Below are 22975 nucleotides of genomic sequence, written 5' to 3'. Positions count from 1 at the left end.
GCGAGGGTCGGAAACGTGAGCCACAAGGGGGCCGCGAACCCGCCGCGCCGCAGGCGCGGCATAATGTCACAGCGTCGCCGCCGTGCGGGAGAGTTCCGGGTAAGTCCCGGGCGCCGAAGGAGCAGCACCTCCCCGTCAATCTCTCAGGCATCAGGGACCGTGCGGGGTTCGGCGCCTCTGGAAAGTGGCAGTTTCACCGCTGCCCGCCCATGGGGAAAGGGGTTCGGCCGGTGGCCGGGCTGCCGAATCTCTCAGGCGCCGCGACAGAGGGGGAGGGCCGGAATTCGTCGTTGCCGTGTTGACCTGCCCGACCTGGAGATGTTGTGACTCGTTCTTTTGCTGACCGCCATATCGGACCTGATCGTGATGAGCTGCGGCAGATGCTCGATGTGGTGGGTGTCGCATCGCTGGATGATCTTGCTGCGGCTGCGCTGCCTGCGGGGATTGTGGATGGCGGGGTGTTGTCCGCCCTGCCGGGGGCGGTGGGGGAGCATGAGGCGTTGGCGGAGTTGGCGGTGTTCGCGGCGTCGAATACGGTGGCGACGTCGATGATCGGGTTGGGTTATTACGATACGCTCACGCCGCCGGTGCTGGTCCGTAATCTGCTGGAGAACCCGGCTTGGTATACCGCGTATACGCCGTATCAGCCGGAGATCAGTCAGGGCCGGTTGGAGGCGTTGCTGAATTTCCAGACGATGGTGTCGGACCTGACCGGTATGGAGGTGGCGAATGCCTCCATGTTGGATGAAGCGACGGCAGCGGCTGAGGCGATGACATTGTTGCGCCGGGCGAATCGTTCGGTGGCGGCGCGGCTGCTGGTCGATGTGGATGTGTTCCCGCAGACGAAGACGGTGTTGGCTACGCGCGCCGAGCCGCTGGGGATCGAGCTCGTCGAGGCGGATCTGGCGGCGGGTGGTCTGCCGGAGGGGGAGTTCTTCGGGGTGTTGCTGCAGGCGCCGGGTGCGTCGGGGCGGATCGTGGATTGGGCGCCGGTGATCGAGGCGGCGCATGAGCGGGGCGCGTTGGTGGCAGTGGGGGCGGATCTGCTGGCTGCGACGTTGATCACGCCGCCGGGGGAGCAGGGTGCGGATGCGTGTTTCGGTACGACGCAGCGGTTCGGGGTGCCGATGGGTTTCGGGGGGCCGCATGCCGGTTACCTGTCGGTGCGTTCGCAGCATGCCAGGCAGTTGCCGGGCCGATTGGTCGGGGTGTCGGTGGATGCGGATGGTGCGCCCGCGTACCGGTTGGCGTTGCAGACGCGTGAGCAGCATATTCGGCGAGAGAAGGCGACGTCGAATATCTGCACCGCGCAGGTGCTGCTGGCGATCGTGGCCGCGATGTATGCCTGTTATCACGGCGCGGACGGTCTGCGGGCGATCGCGCGGCGGGTGCATGGGCATGCGGTGACGTTGGCGGCGGGCTTGGGTGGCGCGGCAGTGCACGACCGGTTTTTCGATACCGTCCTGGTGCGGGTGCCCGGCGGCGCGGAGGCGGTGGTCGGTAAGGCGAAGTCGCGGGGGATCAATCTGCGGCTGGTCGATGCCGATCATGTGGCGGTGGCCTGTGACGAGGCCACGACGGATGCGCATATCGCGGCGGTGCTGGAGTCGTTCGGTACGAGTTCGGTGGTAGAGCCGGATGCGGGTGTTCCGGTGCCGATCGAGACCAGGTCTTCGGATTTCCTCACCCATCCGGCGTTCCACCGGTATCACACCGAGACGGCGATGCTGCGTTATCTGCGTGAGCTCTCCGATAAGGACATTGCGCTGGATCGCAGCATGATCCCGCTGGGTTCGTGCACCATGAAGTTGAATTCCACTGCCGAGATGGAGCCGATCACCTGGCCGGGTTTCGCGCGGTTGCATCCGTATGCTCCGGTGGAGGACGCGCCGGGGCTGCTGCGGTTGATCGACGATCTGCAGAATTGGCTCGCCGAGATCACCGGTTACGACTCGGTGTCTTTGCAGCCGAACGCGGGTAGTCAGGGCGAGTACGCGGGCCTGCTGGCGATCCGCCGCTATCACCTGGATCGCGGTGACGTCCACCGCGACACCTGCCTGATCCCGTCGAGCGCGCACGGCACCAATGCCGCGTCTGCGGCGATGGCGGGGCTGCGGGTCGAGGTGGTGAAATGCCGCGCCAACGGTGATGTCGACCTGGACGATCTGCGCGCCAAGATCGCCGACCATGCCGACCGGCTGGCCTGCATCATGATCACGTACCCGTCCACGCACGGTGTGTTCGAGCAGGAGGTCGCCGAGTTGTGCGCGCTGGTGCACGATGCGGGCGGACAGGTGTATGTGGACGGCGCGAACCTGAATGCCCTGGTCGGCTTGGCGCGGCCGGGTCGTTTCGGCGGCGATGTCAGTCACCTGAACCTGCACAAGACGTTCTGCATTCCGCACGGCGGGGGCGGTCCCGGTGTCGGGCCGGTGGCGGTGCGCGCCCATCTGGCGAAATATCTGCCCGGTGACCCGCTGGAACCCGGGTCGCATGCGGTGTCGGCGGCGCGCTACGGTTCGGCGTCGATCCTGCCGATCACCTGGGCGTATATCCGGATGATGGGTGCCGAGGGCCTGCGCCGCGCGACGCTCACCGCGATCGCGTCTGCCAACTATGTGGCTCGTCGTCTCGACGAGTACTTTCCGGTGCTCTATACCGGCGAGCACGGAATGGTCGCTCACGAGTGCATCCTGGATCTGCGCGAGATCACCAAACGCAGCGGTGTCACGGTAGACGATGTGGCCAAACGCCTGGCTGATTACGGTTTCCACGCGCCAACCATGAGTTTTCCGGTCGCAGGCACCCTCATGGTGGAGCCCACCGAAAGTGAGAACCTCGCCGAACTCGACGAATTCGTGGCGGCGATGATCGGTATCCGCCGCGAAATCGATCAGGTAGCCGACGGCGTCTGGCCGGTGGGGGACAATCCGCTGCGCGGTGCCCCGCATACAGCTGCCGGCCTGGTCGGCGAGTGGGATCACCCGTACAGCCGGGAAATCGCGGTCTACCCACGGGGTTTGTCGCATTCCCGCGTGAAGGTGTGGCCGCCGGTCCGCCGGATCGATGGGGCGTTCGGCGACCGCAACCTGGTGTGCACCTGCCCGCCGCTGGAGGCATACGCCGACTGAGCACCCTGTCGGGGTCGGTTTCCGAAGAACGCTGCTCCGGCTGATCATCCTGTCCGTGGTCGGCTTTCGAGCATCCCTGCTCGGGCGGCAGCGATGGCTGCGCGCGCGGAGCGCTCGGTGTCTTCGGCGGTGATCGGTTCGTGGCTGATGAACAGCCGGTAGTAGATGGGTGCGATGGCGAACCGGACCACCTCGTCGGGATCGACGTTTTCGGGGAGTTCGCCGCGTTCCATCGCGCGATGCACCACTTGCGCGGATTGTTCGTGGCGGGCGGCGAAGAAACGGTGCAGGGCTGCCGCCGCGGCGGGGTTCTGCATGGCCGCGGTGATGAAAGCCGAGGCGACGGGCCCGGTCTCGGGGTCGGCGAAACCGGTGCGGACTTCTTCGCCGAGGCCGTGCAGGTCGCCGAGGGCGGTGCCGGTGTCGGGGATGGGCCACGGTTCGTTCTCGGCGATTTCCAGTGCGTCGGCGATGAGGCCTTCGGCGTTGCGCCAGCGCCGGTAGACCGTGGTTTTGTGCACGCCGGAGCGTTGGGCGACGTTGTCGATCGTCAACCCCTGGTAGCCGTGTTCGGCGAGTTCGGCCAGGGTGGCCTGGCGTACCGCGTCGCGAACGCGGGCGCTGCGACCACCAGGGCGTTGTTGAGGTTCCAAAAAGCAACTCCTGTTGCGTTAGTGTGTCGATGCTGCTAACTTAACGCTACACGAGTAGCGATTGGAGTATTTTCTGACCACACAATTGACCGTGCGCGGCCTTACGAAGTCCTACGGTGACCGCGTAGTCCTCGACCAGGTTTCGCTGTCGATCCGGCCCGGAGAGCGGGTCGGCATCGTCGGGGAGAACGGATCGGGGAAATCGACTCTCCTGCGGATCGTCGCCGGACTCGAACCCGCCGACGCAGGCGAGCGAACCGTGCGAGCCGCCGGTGGTATCGGTTACCTCGCGCAGACCCTGTCCGGACGCACAGTCGCCGAAGCCATCGATCTGGCTCTGGCAGAACTGCGCGATCTGGAACGACGGATGCAAGAGGCGGCTGAAGCGCAGGATATGACCGCATACGGCGAACTGCTCACCGCGTTCGAAGCGCGTGCCGGATACGACGCCGACGCCCGCGTGCGCAAATCCATGCATGGGCTCGGGCTCGCCCATATCGAATGGGAGCGCGAGCTCACCGAACTGTCCGGTGGCGAGCAGTCCCGGCTCGGGCTGGCCTGTCTGCTGGCGGCATCGCCGGAGGTACTGCTGCTGGACGAGCCGACCAACCACTTGGACGAGACGGCCACGGTGTGGCTGGAAGAGCGGCTGCGCACCCATCACGGCACCGTTGTCGTCGTCTCGCACGACCGGGTGTTCCTGGACCGGGTGGTTACCGCCGTTGTCGAGGTCGCCGAGACCGGGCTGACGCGGTTCGGTGGCGGCTACAGCGGTTTCCTGACCGAGCAGGCCGCCGCCCGGCAACGATGGGAGCAGCAGTACGCGCAATGGTGCGACGAAATCCGGCGGCTGGAGGAATTCGCCGACACCACCGCGCACCGGGTCGCCGTGGGTCGCGCCATGAAAGACAACAACAAGATGGCCTACGACCGGAATGCGGGCCGGGTGCAGAGTTCGGTGGCCTCGCGCGTGCGGCAGACCACCGAGCGGCTGCGCAGGCTGCGCGAGGAACCTGTGCCGCGCCCACCGGAGCCGCTGCGCTTCCGCGGCCGCTTCAGCGGGGGCCGGGCCGCCGGATTCCGTCTTGGATCCCGTGCCCTCGGTCCGCGGGAGCGAGTACTGATCCATGGGCCCAACGGTTCCGGCAAAACCACTCTGTTGAACAAGCTCTACGCCGAAACCCCCGGGAAGGTTGGCTACCTACGCCAGGACAGCGTGTTCGACCCCGCTCGCTCCGTGCTCGCCACCTACGGTCACGGCCGCGCCACGTTACTGGCGACCGGCCTGTTCCACCGCGACATGGTGGACCGGCCGGTGGGATCGCTGTCGTTCGGACAGCAACGCAGGCTCGCGCTCGCAATGCTGCTGGCCGGTGACCACGACCTGCTGCTACTCGACGAACCGACCAATCACCTGTCGCTCACCCTGGTCGAAGAGCTGGAGCGGGCCCTGCACGAATATCCGGGTGCGCTGGTGGTCGTCACCCACGACCGGGCACTGCGGAAACGTTTCAACGGAACACAGATCGGAGTGGACGAGATTGATTGAGGTCGCCTGCGCACCATACGGGCTGACCAGCGGGCCGGACGGTGCCCTGTGGTTCACTTCGGTCGAACCGGCCGCGGTGGGGCGAGCGCGGATCCGGGACGGTGGCGCGGATATCGATATGTTCGCGCCGCCGGTTTCCGGCGGCCAGCCGACCGTGATCACCACCGGCCCCGACAATGCGCTGTGGTTCACCGAGTTCCGCGGTCACCGCATCGGGCGGATCACCACCGACGGCGCTATCACGTCCTTCCCGGCGGATTCGCCCTACGGTATCTGCACCGGCCCCGACGGCGCCCTCTGGTTCACCGCATTGCAGGCCGAACGGATCGGACGCCTGACCGTGACCGGGGAGGTCACCACCTACCCGGCCGAGGGGATGCCTTCGGTGATCACCGCGGGCCCGGACGGGGCGCTGTGGTTCACCCTCAACCAGGGCAACGCCATCGGCCGCATCACCCCATCCGGTGCAGTGGAACGCTTCCCGTTGCCGACCGAGGCAGCCATGCCAGTCGGTATCACTGTCGGTCCCGACGAGGCATTGTGGTTCGTGGAGATCGGGGCCGGGCAGATCGGCCGGATCACCGCCGACGGGCAGATCCGCGAATTCCCGCTGCCCGATCGCGACGCCCGCCCGCATGCGATCATCACCGGGCCGGATGGGGCGCTGTGGTTCACGGAATGGGCGGCGTGCCGTCTCGGCCGGATCACCACCGACGGCGTCGTCACCGAACACCCACTACCCGGCGCGGAACCGCACGGGCTCACCGTCGGGCCGGACGGCGCGATGTGGGTCGCGATGGAATCCGGCGCGTTGGTGCCGGTGACCGGCTGAGGGCTGCGAGAGCCCTCCGGCGAACGGCCCGACCGCCGACAGGACGACCCACGACTGCGAGACGTGTTCGCCTACGCGCTGAGCCGAGGTCCACCCCCGGTGGGGCGGGAACGTCATGGAGTGGTGAGCGCCTGCACGATGGCTGTGCCGAACTCCAGATCGTCGCTGCTGGGCAGAACGGTGTAGCGACCGCCGGTGCGTTCGGTGAGCGCTCGCAATGTCTCGGTGCCCTCGCCGCCTGCGACGACCACGTCGATGCGGACGGGGGACGCCGGATCGCTCAATTCCTCGATCTTGTCCAGGAGAGCGGGGCCGGTGAGCGCGGAGTCGTCATCGGGGCCGTCGGTGATCAGCAGGATCGAGTTGGTGCGGCCCTGGCTGTAGCCCTGCACGGCGGAACGGTAGGCGGCGAGCAGCGTTGCATAGCATTCGTCGGCCCGCGTCGAGGTGGGGCGGATATCGCCGAGCGAGCCCAGCACCTGCGTGCGGTGCTCATCGGTCAACAGTGCGGTTTCGGCCTGAATGCGGTAGGGGTCGCCGCTGTCGAGATTCTTACCGAAGGTCCAGATACCGAGGCCGAAATCCGGTGGCATGACGTTGACGGTGGAGGCGAGGGCTCCGATAGCGTTCGTCATCCGGGTCGATACGCCCTCGCTGGTGCTCATCGACGACGAGACATCGACGAGCACGGTCGCCGACACACCCAGCACCGGATTCGCCAATGCCTCGCGGACGGCGTCGAGGGCGGCACGCGGCGCGGGCGGCACCGGGGCGGCCGGTGGTGGGGCGAAACCGGCGTCGGTGAACTCCTTCGTCTGTTCCGGGTCACGCAGGAATTTGGTGAACAGGCCTGCGATCAGGTTCTGGGTCTTGTCCACCCACGGCCCGGACATCAGTGCCGCCGGGTAGTCGGCGACCGGCCCGGCACCTATCGGGAAGAACGGTGTCGCGCCGCCGTGGGTGTCGAGTTGACGCTGAGTCAGGGCGACCGCATGGGTATCGGCGTCGGCAGGCGCGGCCGAGGCGATGGTGTCGAGCGCCGCAGCCGCATCGGGCGATTCCGGTGCGCCTGCGGCAAGACCGGATACCGCGGCCACAGCCTGCCCGGACCGGGCGGCCTCCTCGGTCAACGGTTCGGTTCCCGACACCGCCGACGCGACCGCCGTCGCCACCGCCAGGGTGGTGTCGCCCGCGGGCAGCGCCAATCCCAGCCCACCCCAGCCGTTCAGGCCGATATCGCCGAGCGAACCCTGCTGCAGGCGCGGTAGGTCCGCCCAGGTGGTCCGTGCCTGCTCCAGCGCTTGACGCAGTTCGTCGGGCACCGCCAGCACGATCGGGCTCGACGCGATCGAGGCCGGTTGCCCCTCGATCAGGCCGGGCACCCGCACCGATTCGACGGTGCGGGTGGAGTCCGCGATCCACAGGCCCGGCTGCGGGCCGAGCGCCGGATCCCAGGCATCGGACGCGAGCGCGCCCGCGACCGCTGCGGATGGCTGCGCGGTCACCGATACCGATGCGCAATGGTCGCGCACCTTCGGCTCGGTGGCGTTGTAGCGTTCGGCGGCAGCGCGTACCTGCGCCTCGATCTCCGGGTCGACGGTGACATTCAGCGTTGCGTCGCCTTCCACGCATTCGGCTGCCGCCGCACCCGCCTGCTGGGTGGAGCGCTCCCGTAGCTGGAACCAGCCGATCACCGCGGCCACCAGCAGTAGCACCGCGACCACAGTGATCACCGCCCCTTTGCTGATACCTCGGGATCTGGATGCGCTGCGATGGGTGCCCACGGCGACCAAGTGTATGTTCACGGCGTTCGCGCTCGGCGACCGTATCGGCGGCCGTCACCCACCGCCGCATGGTGCACTGCACAAGACGTGCACACGCTGGTTCATGCGAGGCGCGGGATCGTGGGGCCGGGCGGATCGTGCGGCGGCCCCACGACGCGCCGGGAGGTTATTCGCGGATCACCCGTCCTCGGTCGAACTCGCGCCCGCCCCACACCCCGGACTGCCCGGTCCGTTCGGCGAAATCACCGCAGGCATCGCGAATCGGGCAGCTCGCACACACTGTTCGGGCGTAGGCGAAGTCCTGCGACGGGTACGGGAACCAGGCCTCATGGTCGGGGTCGCCCCGGCAGGCAGCCCGGTGCCACTCCCGGCTGTCCGACAACGGGAGCAGGTCGGTCAATACATCAATGGTCATGGCGATCCCTCCTCTCACGGATCGGTTCCGGTGGCGGCGGCGAGCTGTTTCCAGACCTGCCGCTGCTTCTTTGCCAGCGGGTTCGGCGCTTTGGGCTCCCAGAGCAGCCGCATCCCGGCCTCCTCCGGGGTGCGGTCGGCTTTGACCGTGTTGCAGCGCGCACAGCAGGCGACGAGGTTGGCCCAGGTGTTGGAGCCGCCCCGGCTGCGCGGCCGGATGTGATCGACGGTCCGCGCCGGACCAGCGCAGTAGCCGCAGCGGTTCTCGTCGCGGCGCAGGACTCCGATATTGGTGGCGCGGCTGTCGTCGTGCACGCGGTCGATCCGCGCCAGGTAGATGTAGCGCCGCAACCGGATGGTTTCGGGCAGCAGGATCTCGAGGTGCTTGGACCGGACCGGGAAATGCGGTGTGCGCACCACAACCGATTCGGCGAGCCCGCTGGTCAGCAGCACTACCGCCCGGTCGGCGCCGATTTCGTCGAGCGCCTCGTAGCTGGCGTTGAGTACCAGCACCCTGGTGCGTATCCAGTTGTCGGCGGTGAGCGCCGCCGGTGCGGCGGCCAGGTGTATCGGCATGAGGACCCCCGGTGTGAATACAGCTGGGCACAACCCAGAAAGAGAAGGAACCCGTCGGACGAGAAAGAAATCAGGAACAGAAGGTGCGGGGCGAGCAGTCAGCGCCGCGCCGGCAGGAGGCGGGCGAGTCCGTTCTGGTCGCCGGCTGTGCGGGCTGCTTGCTGTTCACCGGGTTCGGTCATCGGCATTCGCGCCGAAATCCAGTTCATCGGATCCACCACTCCTCCTTTCGGTAGTCATCGATCCCCGCCCGATGCGGGTGATCAGCCTGAATAGATGGTGGCACAACGCGAATACGGTTGTCCGCTCATTTTTTTGCCGTCTGTGTCCGGCAGATCTGCGTCCGGTCGGTCACGGTCGAACTCTTCAGGTCGATGTGTAACGATCACGCTATGGTCATCGTGGAGCACGTTGCGGTTCCCTTCGATGGATACGGCCGGGCCGGTCATCAGGCAGCGGCGGCAGCGGCGCTGCGCGAGGCCGGTCTCGATGACGCTCTCGCCGCGTATGAGGTGGTTGATCCGGGCGTCATGGTGTTGCCCGCCGGCGACCCGGCGCGGGGCGCGCAGACATCGTTGCTCAACGAACCTGCCCTGCTGGCCATGACCGAACAGGTGGGCGCACGGGTCACGGCAGCGGTGGCAGGTGGACGCTTTCCGCTCGTGTACGGCGCGGACTGCTCCACGCTGCTGGGAACGGTTTCCGCTCTGCGCGCGGAAGGGCCGGTGGGCGTGCTGTTCGTGGACGGGCATGAGGACACGATGCCGTTGGATGTCTCCGAGGACGGGGAGGCGGCGAATGCCGAGATCGGCCTGCTGCTGGGTCTTACGGGGCGGGTGCTGCACGGCCGCCTGCGCGAGCGGCTCCCAGCGCTGGATCGGGAAGAGTTGGCCATGCTCGGCCCGCGTGACGGTGTGTGGCGTCAGCGGTTCAACGTCGCTTCGCTGCGCGACGGTGGTGTCTGGCTGCGCGGCTGGCAGGAAGTCGCTGCCGCACCGGTGGAGCTGGCGGGCTCGGCGGTCGAACACCTGAAGCAGAGCGCACGACGCTGGTGGCTGCACGTCGACCTCGACGTACTCGATCCCGAAGAGTTTCCGGCCCAGGGTCTGCCCGATGTCGCGGACGAGCCGAACGGTGTGACCTGGGACCAGCTCACCCGCGTGCTGACCACCGCCGTGGCTTGCGGCGGGTGCCTCGGGTGGAGCCTGGTCATCTACGATCCCGACCAGGATCCCGACCGCTCCTGCGCGCACCGGATAGTCCGCCTGGTTGCCGATGTCATAGCGGCGCTGCCCGGCACAGCGAATGGGGACAGCCCCGCCGTTCCGGCATAGCAGAAGCACGAACTCGGCATGCAGGACGTTCGCAGCACGTTCGGCGTTTATGCCTGTCGCCGGGGTTCACCGCCCACCCTCCGTGGCATCGTAGGCGGCGACCCAGCCGCTCAGAGGTTCTCAGAGGTTCTCAGAGGTTTCCGACGATATGTTCCAGGCGTTGCGCGAGGTGTTCGCGGGCCTGTTCGCGCAGGGCGGGCCGGTAACCCGACGGGTACACCGGATCGCCGGGGGTGTAGTTCTTCAGGACCTCCTTGGCAAGGGTGATCTTGTGCACCTCGCTCGGCCCGTCGGCCAGCCCCATCACCTCGGCGTAGTTCATCATGTCCACGAACGGCAGGTCCTGGCTGACGCCGAGCGCGCCGTGCAGGTGCAGCGCGCGCTGGGCGATATCGTGCATCACCTTCGGCATCGCCACCTTGATCGCGGCAATGTCCTTGCGCACCTTCCGGTAGTCCTGCTCCTTGTCGATGAGCCAGGCGGTGCGCAGCACGAGCAACCGGAACTGCTCCATCTCGATCCAGCTGTCGGCGATACGTTCCTGGGTCATCTGCAGCCCGGCCAGCGGGCCTTTGCGCATCTGCCGCGACACCGCGCGCTCGCACATCATGTCGAAAGCCTTGCGCACCAGCGCCACCGTGCGCATCGCATGATGCACCCGGCCGCCGCCGAGCCGGGTCTGTGCGACGACGAACCCCGCGCCTTCTGCGCCGAGCAGATGATCGGCGGGCACGCGCACATCGGTGAACCGCAGATGCCCCTCGTGCTCGCTGAACCCGTGCACGTGGAAGTTCTTGACCAGCTCCACCCCCGGAGTGTCGGCGGGCACGATGAACATCGACATGCCCTGATACGGGCTCACCTCCGGGTCGGTGACCACCATGACGATATGGAAGCTGGCGAACTGGGCATTGGAGTTGAACCATTTCTCGCCGTTGATCACCCAGTGGTCGCCGTCGCGCACGGCGCGTGTCTTGAACAGCGTCGGGTCCGATCCGCCAGTGGGTTCGGTCATCACATAGCAGGAGCCGATCTCGCCGGCCAGCAGCGGTTCCAGGTATTCGGCCTTCTGCTCGGCCGTGCCGTAGTGGGCGAGGATTTCGGCGTTACCCGAGTCGGGGGCCTGGCAGCCGAACACCGACGGCGCCCACACCGAGGTGCCGAGTACTTCGTTGAGCAGTGCCAGCTTCATCTGGCCGAACCCGGGACCGCCCAGTTCGGGTCCCAGATGGCACGCCCACAAACCTTGCTGCTTGACCTGTTCCTTCAACGGCGCCATCAACGCCATCGCCTCGGTGTTGCTGCGGTCGTACGGGTTCGGGTACAGCAGATCCAGCGGTTCGACCTCGGTGCGGACGAACTCGGCGGCCCAGTCCAGCTTGCGCTGGTATTCCGGGTCGGTCTCGAAATCCCAAGCCATGGTCAGCCTTTCGTCGGTGGGGGAGAAGGTTCTACGATGCCGTCGAGGATGGTCGCGGTCAGTTGCCCGGCGATATCGGCGGGGGAGCGCTCACCGTGCGGGCGATACCAGAAGCTCACCGCATTGAGCATGCCGAGCACGCTGTTGGTGACGACATGGTCGGCGGTGCGTAGTTGCCCCGAGGCGTGCCCGGCGTCGAGCACCTGCTGCCAGCAGTGCTGGATCTCGTCGCGCAGGTGTTGCAGTTCGGCCGCACGGTCGCCGGTGAGCGCGCTGATATCGCGCAGCTGGATGGCGACCTCGCGCCGGTGCCGGATGATCAGGGCGGTGTGGCTGTGGATCAGGTTCCGCAGCGTGGTGACCGGGTCGTCGGTGGCGCAGGCGATGCGGCGGGCGTCGGCGAGCATGAGCTGGGTGTAGTCGCGCAGGATCTGCCACAGCAGTTCTTCTTTGGAGCCGATGTGGTAGTAGAGCGCGCCGCGCTGGACGCCGGCGCGGTCCCCGATTTCGGCCACCCCGGTGCCGTGGAAGCCCTTGGCGGCGAACAGTTCCACGGCCGCGCGCACGATCCGTTTCCGGGTGGCCTCGGCAGTGGACTGCGCGCCGGGCGGCCGGCCGCGACGGCGTCCGGTGGCGGTCTCGGCGGTCAACGGCTCGTCCAACGGAGTGCACCCTTCACCATTAATGTTCCGTTCAGTACATTAGACGCCCTGATGGGTATGTCAAGAGCCGGGATCGGGCTCCGGGAAGGCCTGCGCCGTGATCGATGCAGTTAATCACCGGCAATCATGGGAGTAGAGTTCGCTGAGAGGTCGCGGTCCACATCCCGGCTTCACCCGGCTGGCCGACCGTGTACTACCGATCGGTAACATGACATCGACTTTCCACCCGGCTTTCTCGGAAGTGAGGCAGTAGATGACAGAGCGGATTCAGGTCGGCGGGCTCCAGGTGGCCAGCGTTCTGCACGAGTTCGTCGAGAACGAGGCCCTTCCGGGGACCGGCGTGGATTCCGCCGCGTTCTGGTCGGGCGCCGAACAGCTCATCAACGATCTCGCCCCCCGCAACCGCGCCCTGCTCGCCGAGCGCGACGAGATCCAGGGCAAGCTCGACGCCTGGCACGCCGAACACCCCGGCGCCAACTACGACAGGGCCGCCTACAAGAGCTTCCTCCGCGATATCGGTTACCTACGCCCCGATCCCGCCGATTTCACGATCTCCACTGCGAACGTGGACACCGAGATCAGCGAGACCGCGGGCCCGCAGCTGGTGGTGCCGGTGAGCAACGCCCGCTTCGCCATCAACGCCGCCAACGCCCGCTGGGGCTCGCTGTACGACGCGCTCTACGGTACCGACGCCATTCCGGAGACCGGCGGCGCTGAGAAGGGCACCAGCTACAACAAGGTCCGCGGCGACAAGGTCATCGAATGGGCTCGCAACTTCCTCGACGACGCCGCCACCCTGGTGTCCGGATCGCATATCGGCTCCACCTATTACAAGATCGTCGACGGCGAGCTGGAGGTCGGCCTGGAGGATGGCACCAGCATCGGTCTGGCCGAGCCCGGCGCGCTGGTCGGCTACCTGGGCGACCCCGAATCGCCGCGCTCGGTGCTGTTGAAGCACAACGGCCTGCACATCGAGATCCAGATCGATCCCGAGTCGCCGATCGGCAGCACCGACTCGGCCGGGGTCAAGGACGTGGTGATCGAATCCGCTGTCACCACCATCATGGACTTCGAGGACTCGGTGGCCGCGGTGGACGCCGAAGACAAGGTGCTCTGCTACCACAACTGGCTCGGCCTGATGAAGGGCGAGCTGGCCGAAGAGGTCACCAAGGGCGGCAAGACCTTCACCCGCGTGATGAACCCCGACCGCATCTACACCGCGCTCGACGGTTCACAGCTTGTGCTGCACGGCCGTTCACTGCTGTTCGTCCGCAACGTCGGTCACCTGATGACCAGCGATGCCATCCTCGACGCCGAGGGCAACGAGGTGCCCGAAGGCATCCTGGACGGCCTGCTCACCTCACTGATAGCCATCCACTCGCTGCGCGAGGAGACCCGGCTGAAGAACAGCCGCACCGGATCGGTCTACATCGTCAAGCCGAAGATGCACGGGCCAGACGAGGTGGCCTTCGCCAACGAGCTGTTCGACCGCGTCGAAGATGTGCTCGGCCTGCCGCGCAACACCCTCAAGATCGGCATCATGGACGAGGAGCGGCGCACCACCGTCAACCTGAAGGCTTGTATCGCCGCCGCCGCCGAACGCGTGGTGTTCATCAACACCGGCTTCCTCGACCGCACCGGCGACGAGATCCACACCTCCATGGAGGCGGGCCCGATGGTGCGCAAGGCCGATATGAAGACCCAGCAGTGGATCCTGTCCTACGAGGACTGGAACGTCGATACCGGCCTGGCCACCGGCCTGCCCGGCAAGGCGCAGATCGGCAAGGGCATGTGGGCGATGCCCGACTTGATGGCCGATATGCTCACGCAGAAGATCGGCCATCCGAAGGCGGGCGCCAACACTGCGTGGGTGCCGTCGCCGACCGCCGCCACCCTGCACGCCACTCACTACCACCTGGTGGATGTGTTCGAGCGGCAGGCCGAGATCGCCAAGGGCGGCGCCCGCGCATCGGTGGACGAGATCCTGGAGATCCCGCTTGCGGCGAACCCGAACTGGACCGACGAGGACAAGCGCCAGGAACTGGACAACAACTCCCAGTCGATTCTCGGGTACGTGGTGCGCTGGATCGATCAGAGCGTGGGCTGCTCCAAGGTGCCCGACATCAAGGACGTCGCACTGATGGAGGACCGCGCCACCCTGCGGATCTCGAGCCAGCTCATGGCGAACTGGCTGCGGCACGGCATCGTCAGCGCCGACGATGTGGTGGCGAGCCTGGAGCGGATGGCGCCGGTGGTCGACCGTCAGAACGCGGGCGACCCGAACTACCGCGCGATGGCTCCTGACTTCGCGGGCAGCATCGCGTTCCAAGCTGCCAAGGAACTGATCCTGGAGGGCACCAAGCAGCCCAACGGTTACACCGAGCCGATCCTGCACCGTCGCCGCCGTGAGGCCAAGGCATTGGCCAGCAAGAACAACTGATCCGACCGCACTCCCGCAGTCCCCGGCCGTTCCCGGCCGGGGACTGCGCCTTGTAGTCGGCACCACCCGGGTCGACAACGAACGACGGGAGCAGCCTGCAGCGATGGGTTCGTCCTGCGCATCGCTTCCTGCGGCCGGAAGACAGCGAAGGGCTGCGGTCAGCGTCAGGGTGCGAGACAGGTGACGTGCTCGGCGGTGGAGCGATGCTGAGCGGCGACCGCAGCGCCCGCTCGTGACAGTGGGCTCCGGGCGCTCGTCTCGCTGCGATCATTCGGCTCGGGCGGCGGCGGACAGCTCGGTACATACCGCGAGGACACGAGCACGCAGTTCGCCCGCGCGTTCGGCGAGCGCGGACTGGGCGCGCACGTAGTCGGCTCGCCCCGCAGGGGTTTCGATCGGTACCGGCTCGTATCCGTAATCGGTGAGGTCGTACGGGCTGGCCCGCATATCCAGTTCGCGCGCGTCGCAGGCGAGTGCGAAGCAGTCCAGCAGCAGATCCGAGGAGATGAGCGGGGACAGTTTGAAACCCCATTTGTACAGGTCCATGTTCGCGTGCAGGCAGCCGGGCTGCTCGCGGCGCACCTGGTCGTCGCGGGTGAGTCGATGCGCGTTGCGGCCGACCGCGTCGGGTGTGAAGAAGCGGTAGGCGTCGAAATGAGTGCAGCGCAGCGACATCGACTCGACCACCCGGTCAGTGCCCGAACGACCCAACCGCAGCGGGACCGCACCGTGGCGCACGTCGTCGGTGCGGTACACCATCGCCCATTCGTGTAGCCCGAAACATGACAACTGAGCAGGTCGCGTCGCCGTTGCACGCAGCAGTTCGGCGATGAATTCGATGGTGCCGAGGCGTTTGCGCAGGAACGCCGGGTCGGCGGTCATGCCCATGCCATACGCCGGTGTGTCCGGGTGGCTGTGTCTCTCGGCAGCGGCACCGTCCTCGGTTACTGCTCCATCGGGATCGCCGGACAACACGATGCGGTGATACCCCCGCGCTCCATCGTATTCCGGCGCCCTCGCCAAGACGATGCCGAAGCCCGGATGCCAGCGCCGCAACTGCGCGGGTTTGTTCCCGTAATAAGTGAAGAGGAAATCGATCACCGGGTGCGCTGCACCGGCTCTGCGCCTGCTCAGGTACGGGCCGACGAGAGCGTCCACACGTGCCCGGTGCCGGGCAGCGCGTGGCCGCCACTCACCGGGGCCGAGCACCGGCCTGTCACCGGGGCCGAGCGCCGGCATCGGGCGGGGCCGGGCTTGCGCTGTCACTCGATCACCCGGTGGGTGGTGTCGCGGACGGTACCGACGAACTCCTCGACCAGATCCTCGAGCGCCACGATGCCTGCGGTGTTACCGCGCGCGTCGACCACCCGGCCCAGGTGGCTGTTGGTGCGGCGCAGCCGGGCCAGCGCTTCGTGCAGCGCGGTACCGACCAGCACCGTCGGCAGCGGACGGATATCGGTGCGCGGGATCGGGGTGCTTGGACCGGCCGTTTCGTCGGCAACCTGTTCGAGCACGTCCTTGACGTGTAAGTAGCCGACCAGGGAACCGTCGCTCGCGCGCACCGGATAGCGGGAGAAACCGGTTTCGGTCACCGCCTCCTCGATATCGCCCAGGGTGGTGCCGTTACCGCGCAACGGCACTGTGCGGGTACCGGCCAGCGGAACCATCACATCGCCGACGATGCGGTCGTTGGTGCCGAGCGCCTGGGTCAACCGGCGATGCTCCTCCTCGTCGAGCAGACCCTCCGAGCGTGATTCGCCGATCATCTCGGCGAGCTCGTCGCTGGAGACGGTCGCCGCGAGTTCATCCTTGGGTTCGATGCGCAGCATCCGCAGCGTCAGATTCGCCGCGAAGTTGTACAGCGCGATCAGCGGCCGGGCCAACCGCAACCAGATCAGATGGATCGGCACCAACAGCAGCGCGCTGCGTTCCGGCCCGGCCAGCGCGATGTTCTTCGGGATCATCTCGCCGAGCAGAATGTGCAGGATCACCACGATCGTCAACGCGAGCGTGAAGGCCACCGGATGCAGCAGTTGATCGGGCAGGCCCATCAACTCGAACGGGCGTTCCAGCAGATGCGCCACCGCTGGCTCGCCGACCCGGCCGAGCAGAATCGAGCAGATAGTGATGCCCAACTGCGCCGCCGCCAACATCATCGACAGGTTCTCCCCGGCGCGGATCACCGTGTCGGCGTTGCGTTTGCCCTGCGCCGCGAGGGCTTCGAGACGGTCGCGGCGGGCGGAGATAAGTGCGAACTCGGCGGCCACGAAGAAGGCGTTACCGGCCAGCAATACCACGGTCAGCGCCACACCGAACAGATCACCCATGGCTGGGCTCCCCGCTCACCAGGGCTGCGGCGTCGACCGGGATCAACCGCACCCGGTCCACGCGCCGTCCGTCCATCCGTTCGACCTTCGCGATCCAGCCGCCGGGTGTCCCCGGGGCATGCCGCTCGGATGAGCGCGCCACCGGCAGGACCACGGTGTCGCCGGCCTCGGGGATCCGGCCCAGCTGAGTGAGCACCAGACCACCGAGGGTTTCGTATTCGCCCTCGGGCGCCTCGTAGCCGGTGGCACGCAGCACCTCGTCGATGCGCAGCAGACCGGAGCAATCCCAGCCGTCGGCCACCCGGCGCACCTCGCGTTCCTCTTCGTCGTGCTCGTCGCGCACATCGCCGAGGATTTCCTCGATGATGTCCTCCATGGTGACCATGCCCGCCGTACCGCCGTATTCGTCGACGACCAGCGCGATCTGCATACCGTCGGCGCGGACGCGTTCGAGCACCTCGTCACCGTCGAGGCTGGCGGGCACGATCGGCACCGGGTGGGCCAGCTGGTGCAGCGGGACAGCGCCGCGGCTGTGCGCGGGATGGGTGAACGCCTGTTTGACATGCACCACGCCGAGGGTGTTGTCCAGATCGCCGTCGATCACCGGGAACCGCGAGTAGCCGGTGCGGGCCGCCGCGGCGAGCAGATCGGCGATGGTGTCGTCGCGGTCCAGTGATTCGATCTTCACCCGCGGGGTCATCAGCTCTTCGGCGCTGCGCTCGCCGAACTGCAGCGAGCGGTCCATCACCTGCGCCGTGCGCTGATCCAAAGAGCCGCGCTGGGCGGAGGTGCGCACCAGCGAGCCGAGTTCCTGCGGGGAACGCGCCGAACGCAGTTCCTCGGCAGGCTCCACCCCGAACCGGCGCACCACCCAGTTGGCTGTGTTGTTGAGGAAGCGGATCATCCATTTGAACACGACCGAGAACGCGACCATCGGCCCCGCGGTCGTCCGGGCGGTGGCCAGGGGCGCGGCGATGGCGATATTTTTGGGCACCAGCTCGCCGTAGATCATCGACAACGAGGTCGCCAGCACCAGCGCCAGCGCCAGCGAGATGCCATTGGCAGCGGATTCACCGACTCCGACGGCGGTGAACAGCGGCGATAGCAGCCTGGCCAGCACCGGCTCGGCGATATAACCGGTGATCAGGGTGGTGATGGTGATACCGAGCTGGGCGCCGGACAGCTGGAACGACAGCGTGCGATGCGCTTGACGCACCATCCGGGCCCGGACGTCGCCGGTGCGGGCGTGTGATTCGACGGTGCTGCGTTCGAGCGCGGTCAGCGAGAATTCCGCAGCGACGAACAGGGCGGTGCCCGCGGTCAGCGCCACGAACCCGATCAGGCTTAGCACGGTGAGTGCGACGGACACGATCAGCACCACCTGTACGGCGTCGCGGTCGTGATCTGAGGTGCAAGGGTTTCGGCCGGGCCGGAGCCGGTCCGGGCTGTGCGGGTGCTCGCAGAGAGAGGGGCGCCGGGTTTGTCACCCGGCTCGATAGATGAGCCCTCCTGAACGGCGCCCTCGGACGCGGGTGACAAGTGCTTCCTTTCGCATGGGGCAATGGCGCCGACGGCCGTCGGCAATGCTCATGCTACCGGCCCATGCGGGGGTACGCATGGGCCGGTGTCGCGTGTTCCGGTGAGCGACGGGCTTCACCAACCGCTCGGCAGCGGTCGTCCCTCGGCGAAACCGGCCGCGGACTGCACACCGAGCACCGCCCGGTCGTGGAACTCGGCGAGGGTGCGCGCGCCCGCATAGGTGCATGCGCTGCGCACCCCCGAGCAGATGTGGTCGATGAGGTCTTCCACACCGGGGCGTTCCGGGTCCAGCCGCATCCGGGAGCTGGAGATGCCCTCCTCGAACAATGCCTTGCGGGCCCGGTCGAACCCGCTGTCGGTGGCGGTGCGGGCGGCGACGGCCCGTTTGGAGGCCATCCCGAAACTCTCCTTGTAGGCGTTGCCGTTCCGGTCCACGTGTAGGTCGCCAGGGGATTCGTAGGTGCCGGCGAACCAGGAGCCGATCATCACATTCGACGCGCCCGCGGCCAGCGCCAGCGCCACGTCACGCGGGTGGCGGATCCCGCCGTCGGCCCAGATGTGTACCCCGAGCTCGGTGGCAGCCGCCGCGCATTCGGCGACCGCGGAGAACTGGGGTCTGCCGACGCCGGTCATCATCCGGGTGGTGCACATGGCGCCGGGACCGACACCGACCTTGATGATGTCGGCCCCCGCTTCGGCCAGATCCCTGGTGCCCTCGGCGGAGACGGTGTTGCCTGCGACGATCGGCACGTCGAGTCCCAGATCGCGGATGGCGCGCAAGGCTTCCAGCATTTTCACCTGGTGGCCATGCGCGGTGTCCACGACCAGCAGATCTGCTCCGGCATCCACCAGCGCTTTCGCCTTGGCAGGCACATCGCCGTTGATGCCGACCGCAGCGGCGATACGCAGTGCGCCCGCGGCGTCGACCGCGGGGGAGTAGATGCCGGTGCGGATGGCGCCGGTGCGGGTCAGCACTCCAGCGAGGGTGCCGTCCTCGGCCACCAGCACCGCCAGATGCGCGTGCGCGGCCTCGAGCCGGTCGAAGATTTCCCGCGGTGCGGCGGCGACCGGCGCGGTGACGAAATCGGTGACGGCCACGTCGCGCAACCGGGTGAACCGGTCCACATCCGCGCAGGCGGCTTCGGTGACCACGCCGACCGGTTTGCCCTGGTCGACAACGATCGCCGCACCGTGGGCGCGCTTGTGGATCAGGGCGACTGCTTCGGAGACCGAATGATCGGGAGTGAGCGTGACCGGGGTGTCCGCGGTCAGCGAGCGGCTTTTGACGAACGCGATGGTGTCGGCGGCGGCGTTATTGGGCAGATCCTGTGGAAGGACGACGATTCCGCCGCGCCGGGCCACGGTCTCGGCCATCCGTTTGCCCGCTACCGCGGTCATATTGGCGACGACGATCGGGATGGTGGTACCCGACCCGTCGGCGGTCGACAGATCGACGTCGAACCGGGACGCCACATCGGTCCGGTTCGGCACCAGGAAGACGTCGTCGTAGGTCAGGTCGTACGGCGGCTGATGTCCAGGGAGAAACTGCACTGCTCCGATGGTAATCGTCGACCGGTGATGCGCGGGTGGTTCCGCGGAAACCCGATCAACAAGCCGCTTGCGAGCGGGACAGACCAATCGCACTGGCGCACATGACGATCACCGCCGCCACACAGACCGCCATACCACACTACCGGTGCGCAGCTGCTCGTCGAGCACGGTGATACCGAGGAACGCGGCAGTCAACGGTTCGCCTGTAGCGCGCCGCCAGCGGCAGCGCGAACACCAGCGACGACACCAGGATCGGCTGCACGATCAGCACGGCTCCGAGCGCGAGCGCCATCACCTGCATCGCGTACCCGCCGCCGTCCCCGGCGACCCCCGCCCACCACCGGCGGCTGCCGAGCAGCGTCCGGACGAGCGGGGTGCCGTGCGGGACCTGCTCGGCCACCTGCTGTTGGGCGACCGAGGCCACCGCGAACAGTATCGCGGCCACCAGGGCGCAGCCGACCGCCCCGAGCGGAAGGTCCGGCATCCGGCCAGTGTGTCAGGTTGCCCGGCGTTTACGGTGCGGGCGCGGGTGTGCCGCGCGCCCGGCGTGGCGCTGTGGGCGCCCAGGCGTGCCGGTGCCAGGACGGCCCGCGCCACCACGCCGGGCGGCAGCACCATCCGATCCCGGCGAGACGGATACCGCAACGCCGGGGGGAGTGCGAGCACCGGTGAGCTCTCGTAGTGCCCGGTTGCCAGGACCAACGGTCAGCTCGACGGCGGCGATATCGGCGGCCCGAGTCAGTTCGCGCACGTGGGCGCGCTGCTCATCGGTGACCACCGTGACCACGGTGCCGCTCGCGCCCGCCCGCGCTGTGCGTCCGGCCCGATGCACATAGTCCTTCGGGTCCGCAGGGGGGTCGACGTGCACCACCAGCGAAACATCGTCGACATGGATTCCGCGCGCCGCCACATCCGTTGCCACCAGGACATCGATATCGCCGTCGCGGAAGGAGGCCAGCACCCGATTGCGATTGTTCTGCGCTTTACCGCCATGCAGCGCGGCAGCGGCGACACCGGCAGCACACAACTGCCCGGCCCATTTGTCCGCGCCGTACTGGGTGCGGACGAACAGCAGCGTACGCCCGGTTCGCGCGGCGATCTCGGTGACCACGGCTCGTTTCTCGGATGCGCGCACACACAGCAGGTGATGAGTCATCGCGGGTGCGGCGGCCCGCTCCGGCTCGGCGGAATGAGTGACGGGATCCCGCAGATAGCGCTGTACCAGCTCGACCACCGCGTCGTCGAGCGTCGCCGAGAACAGCAGCTGCTGGCCGTCGACAGGGACCTGATCGAGCAGCTGCCGCACCTGCGGCAGGAAACCGAGCTCGGCCATGTGGTCGGCCTCGTCGACCGCGACGACCCGCACCCGGTCCAGGGCCGCAGCGTCCTGTGCGATCAGGTCAGCGAGGCGGCCAGGGGTTGCGATCAGCAGGTCGAGACCGCGCGCCAGCCTATCGGCCTGCCGTTTGACCGGCAGCCCGCCGACTGCGGCACTCAACCGCAGGCCGAGGGCGGTGGCGAATGGTTCCAGAGCCTGCTCGATCTGCACGGCCAGCTCACGGGTCGGGGCCAGCACCAGACCACGGGGACGGCGTGGGTGGGACGGAGCCCCGGCCAACCGGGCCAGCATCGGCAGCCCGAAGGCGAGGGTTTTTCCCGAACCAGTGGGGGCTCGGCCGAGCACATCGCGTCCGGCGAGCACATCGGGTATGGCCGCAGCCTGGATCGGGAACGGCGCCGGGATACCCTCGCGGCGCAATGCCTGCACAACGGCAACGGGAAGACCGAGTGCGGCGAAGGTGACCGGATCGGGATCAGCCACGGAACAACCGACTCAACTCCACCAGCCACGGAATCGCGACCGCCATCGTCGGCACCACCAGGATCGCGACGGAACCGAGATAGGCCGCGGCCGCGATACGCACATCACCCAGCGGCCCGGTCAACCGCTGGATCCGGATCAAGGTGCTCGGCCCGCCCACAGCGAGCGCACCCTGTGGGGCAGTCGACTTGGAACACGCCACCAGCGCCCGCGCCAGCGGTTTCGGGCCGGTGACCTTGACCGCGGAATCGTCGGCGAGTAGTTCGATGAGCAACTTCACCGAATCCAGCGCCGACTTGCTGCGCACGAAGCGAGGAAAGGCCTCATGGGCGGCGGTGAACGCCTCCAACACCAGATCGTGCCTGGCCCGCAAATGCGAGCGCTCATGGCTGAGGATCGCGGTGAGCTCCTTCTCGTCCAAGTTGTCCAAGGTGCCCGCACTGACCACCACGCGCTGGCGCAAGCCGGGCAAACAGTAGGCGATCGGCTCCGTGGCGGCGAGCACCCGGATATCGGCCGCGCGCCGTTCCGGGCCACTCTGGTCGAGCAGGTCGACCAGCATCCGGTGCCGGGCGCGTCGGCGGCGAGTGTGCACACCGACGCGAACCGAGGCGTAGATGAGCCGGGCTCCGATCAGCAACGTCAACGCGAAGACGAACACATAAGCCAGCCACAGCGGCAGGCCCAACGCGTCGATCTCATCGGTCGGTTTGGTGGTCGGCCTGCCGTCCTCGCCCGGCACCAGTAGTTCGCTGGCGATCGCCAGCCCCGAACCGAACGCGCTGAGCACCGCGGCCAGTGCGATGGCCTGCCAGAGCACCAGCGCGGCCCTGGGCGTGCGGTAAGTCCACTTCGCCCGGCTGAGCAGCTCAGGGGCGGGGCCGGCGAGCAACAAAGCGAGACCAGCGAAAACCGGCGCGGTTGCGTTCATCGACTCAGCT

The 22975-nt window shown here is 67.5% G+C and carries 17 protein-coding genes, 1 pseudogene and 1 riboswitch; of the genes and pseudogenes, 5 read left to right on the top strand and 13 right to left on the bottom strand.

The window, feature by feature from the left end; all coding sequences use genetic code 11:
* Nucleotides 1-75 precede the first annotated feature (75 nt).
* A riboswitch (glycine riboswitch) is annotated at nt 76-170 on the top strand.
* Between the two features lie 153 nt (nt 171-323).
* Nucleotides 324-3131, top strand: a complete 2808-nt coding sequence (gene gcvP, locus B0T44_RS23980) for an aminomethyl-transferring glycine dehydrogenase (protein WP_077115197.1) — start codon at nt 324-326, stop codon at nt 3129-3131.
* Nucleotides 3132-3175: 44 nt separating this feature from the next.
* Here gcvP and B0T44_RS23975 read toward each other — a convergent pair whose 3' ends face one another.
* The gene (locus tag B0T44_RS23975; RefSeq protein WP_077115198.1) at nt 3176-3784 is read right to left on the bottom strand and encodes a TetR/AcrR family transcriptional regulator; all 609 of its coding nucleotides are present in this window, start codon (nt 3782-3784) and stop codon (nt 3176-3178) included.
* A gap of 61 nt (nt 3785-3845) precedes the next feature.
* On the opposite strand from B0T44_RS23975, the gene B0T44_RS23970 reads away from it, so the two are divergent.
* Nucleotides 3846-5333, top strand: coding sequence for an ABC-F family ATP-binding cassette domain-containing protein (locus B0T44_RS23970; protein ID WP_081512607.1), 1488 nt, complete (start codon nt 3846-3848; stop codon nt 5331-5333).
* On the top strand, nt 5326-6165 hold the full coding sequence (locus tag B0T44_RS23965) for a Vgb family protein (RefSeq protein ID WP_217697434.1): 840 nt from the start codon (nt 5326-5328) through the stop codon (nt 6163-6165). Before B0T44_RS23970 ends, B0T44_RS23965 begins: the two co-directional genes overlap by 8 nt.
* A gap of 113 nt (nt 6166-6278) precedes the next feature.
* Here B0T44_RS23965 and B0T44_RS23960 read toward each other — a convergent pair whose 3' ends face one another.
* From B0T44_RS23960 to B0T44_RS23950, 3 genes are all read right to left on the bottom strand, one after another.
* Nucleotides 6279-7949, bottom strand: a complete 1671-nt coding sequence (locus B0T44_RS23960) for a VWA domain-containing protein (RefSeq protein WP_077115443.1) — start codon at nt 7947-7949, stop codon at nt 6279-6281.
* Between the two features lie 166 nt (nt 7950-8115).
* Nucleotides 8116-8364, bottom strand: coding sequence for a WhiB family transcriptional regulator (locus B0T44_RS23955; protein ID WP_077115199.1), 249 nt, complete (start codon nt 8362-8364; stop codon nt 8116-8118).
* Nucleotides 8365-8378: 14 nt separating this feature from the next.
* On the bottom strand, nt 8379-8939 hold the full coding sequence (locus B0T44_RS23950) for an HNH endonuclease (protein WP_077115200.1): 561 nt from the start codon (nt 8937-8939) through the stop codon (nt 8379-8381).
* Nucleotides 8940-9331: 392 nt separating this feature from the next.
* Here B0T44_RS23950 and B0T44_RS23945 point away from each other — a divergent pair, with 392 nt between their 5' ends.
* Complete coding sequence (locus B0T44_RS23945) at nt 9332-10273, top strand: arginase family protein (protein ID WP_077115201.1); 942 nt, start codon at nt 9332-9334, stop codon at nt 10271-10273.
* Between the two features lie 130 nt (nt 10274-10403).
* On the opposite strand, the gene B0T44_RS23940 is transcribed toward B0T44_RS23945, so the two are convergent.
* The gene (locus B0T44_RS23940; RefSeq protein ID WP_077115202.1) at nt 10404-11693 is read right to left on the bottom strand and encodes an acyl-CoA dehydrogenase family protein; all 1290 of its coding nucleotides are present in this window, start codon (nt 11691-11693) and stop codon (nt 10404-10406) included.
* A gap of 2 nt (nt 11694-11695) precedes the next feature.
* Nucleotides 11696-12355: a TetR/AcrR family transcriptional regulator gene (locus B0T44_RS23935; RefSeq protein WP_245839202.1), complete on the bottom strand. Its 660-nt coding sequence runs from the start codon at nt 12353-12355 to the stop codon at nt 11696-11698.
* 253 nt (nt 12356-12608) lie between these two features.
* Here B0T44_RS23935 and B0T44_RS23930 point away from each other — a divergent pair, with 253 nt between their 5' ends.
* Complete coding sequence (locus tag B0T44_RS23930; protein ID WP_077115203.1) at nt 12609-14795, top strand: malate synthase G; 2187 nt, start codon at nt 12609-12611, stop codon at nt 14793-14795.
* A 267-nt stretch (nt 14796-15062) separates the two neighbouring features.
* Here the strand turns inward: B0T44_RS23930 and B0T44_RS23925 are convergent, their stop codons facing one another.
* From B0T44_RS23925 to B0T44_RS23895, 7 genes and pseudogenes are all read right to left on the bottom strand, one after another.
* Nucleotides 15063-16034 carry a 3-methyladenine DNA glycosylase gene (locus B0T44_RS23925; RefSeq protein WP_077115204.1) on the bottom strand — a complete coding sequence of 324 codons (972 nt, stop codon included), beginning with the start codon at nt 16032-16034 and terminating at the stop codon, nt 15063-15065.
* Nucleotides 16035-16057: 23 nt separating this feature from the next.
* Nucleotides 16058-17122: a hemolysin family protein gene (locus B0T44_RS23920; protein ID WP_077115205.1), complete on the bottom strand. Its 1065-nt coding sequence runs from the start codon at nt 17120-17122 to the stop codon at nt 16058-16060.
* Entirely contained in the window at nt 17115-18491 is a 1377-nt protein-coding gene (locus B0T44_RS23915) for a hemolysin family protein (protein WP_077115445.1), read from the bottom strand. Before B0T44_RS23915 ends, B0T44_RS23920 begins: the two co-directional genes overlap by 8 nt.
* Nucleotides 18492-18775: 284 nt before the next feature.
* The gene (locus tag B0T44_RS23910) at nt 18776-20212 is read right to left on the bottom strand and encodes a GuaB1 family IMP dehydrogenase-related protein (RefSeq protein ID WP_077115206.1); all 1437 of its coding nucleotides are present in this window, start codon (nt 20210-20212) and stop codon (nt 18776-18778) included.
* Between the two features lie 205 nt (nt 20213-20417).
* A pseudogene (locus B0T44_RS23905) lies at nt 20418-20696 on the bottom strand (DMT family transporter); the annotation flags it as partial.
* A 12-nt stretch (nt 20697-20708) separates the two neighbouring features.
* Nucleotides 20709-22034 carry a DEAD/DEAH box helicase gene (locus B0T44_RS23900; protein WP_077115207.1) on the bottom strand — a complete coding sequence of 442 codons (1326 nt, stop codon included), beginning with the start codon at nt 22032-22034 and terminating at the stop codon, nt 20709-20711.
* Nucleotides 22027-22965: a M56 family metallopeptidase gene (locus tag B0T44_RS23895; protein ID WP_077115208.1), complete on the bottom strand. Its 939-nt coding sequence runs from the start codon at nt 22963-22965 to the stop codon at nt 22027-22029. Before B0T44_RS23895 ends, B0T44_RS23900 begins: the two co-directional genes overlap by 8 nt.
* Between the last annotated feature and the right edge of the window lie 10 nt (nt 22966-22975).

The organism is Nocardia donostiensis, assembly GCF_002081715.1.
In the GTDB taxonomy this organism is placed as follows: domain Bacteria; phylum Actinomycetota; class Actinomycetes; order Mycobacteriales; family Mycobacteriaceae; genus Nocardia; species Nocardia donostiensis.
Note: the sequence above shows the minus strand (reverse complement) of the source record. Positions and strands in the feature narration are given on the sequence as shown.

Bases quoted from the DNA above. Each gene is read 5' to 3' on its own strand.
- B0T44_RS23950 (WP_077115200.1), bottom strand. From the start codon at position 8,939: ATGCCGATACACCTGGCCGCCGCACCGGCGGCGCTCACCGCCGACAAC.
- B0T44_RS23920 (WP_077115205.1), bottom strand. From the start codon at position 17,122: ATGGGTGATCTGTTCGGTGTGGCGCTGACCGTGGTATTGCTGGCCGGT.
- B0T44_RS23955 (WP_077115199.1), bottom strand. From the start codon at position 8,364: ATGACCATTGATGTATTGACCGACCTGCTCCCGTTGTCGGACAGCCGG.
- B0T44_RS23895 (WP_077115208.1), bottom strand. From the start codon at position 22,965: ATGAACGCAACCGCGCCGGTTTTCGCTGGTCTCGCTTTGTTGCTCGCC.
- B0T44_RS23945 (WP_077115201.1), top strand. From the start codon at position 9,332: ATGGTCATCGTGGAGCACGTTGCGGTTCCCTTCGATGGATACGGCCGG.
- B0T44_RS23925 (WP_077115204.1), bottom strand. From the start codon at position 16,034: ATGCCGGCGCTCGGCCCCGGTGACAGGCCGGTGCTCGGCCCCGGTGAG.
- B0T44_RS23930 (WP_077115203.1), top strand. From the start codon at position 12,609: ATGACAGAGCGGATTCAGGTCGGCGGGCTCCAGGTGGCCAGCGTTCTG.
- B0T44_RS23940 (WP_077115202.1), bottom strand. From the start codon at position 11,693: ATGGCTTGGGATTTCGAGACCGACCCGGAATACCAGCGCAAGCTGGAC.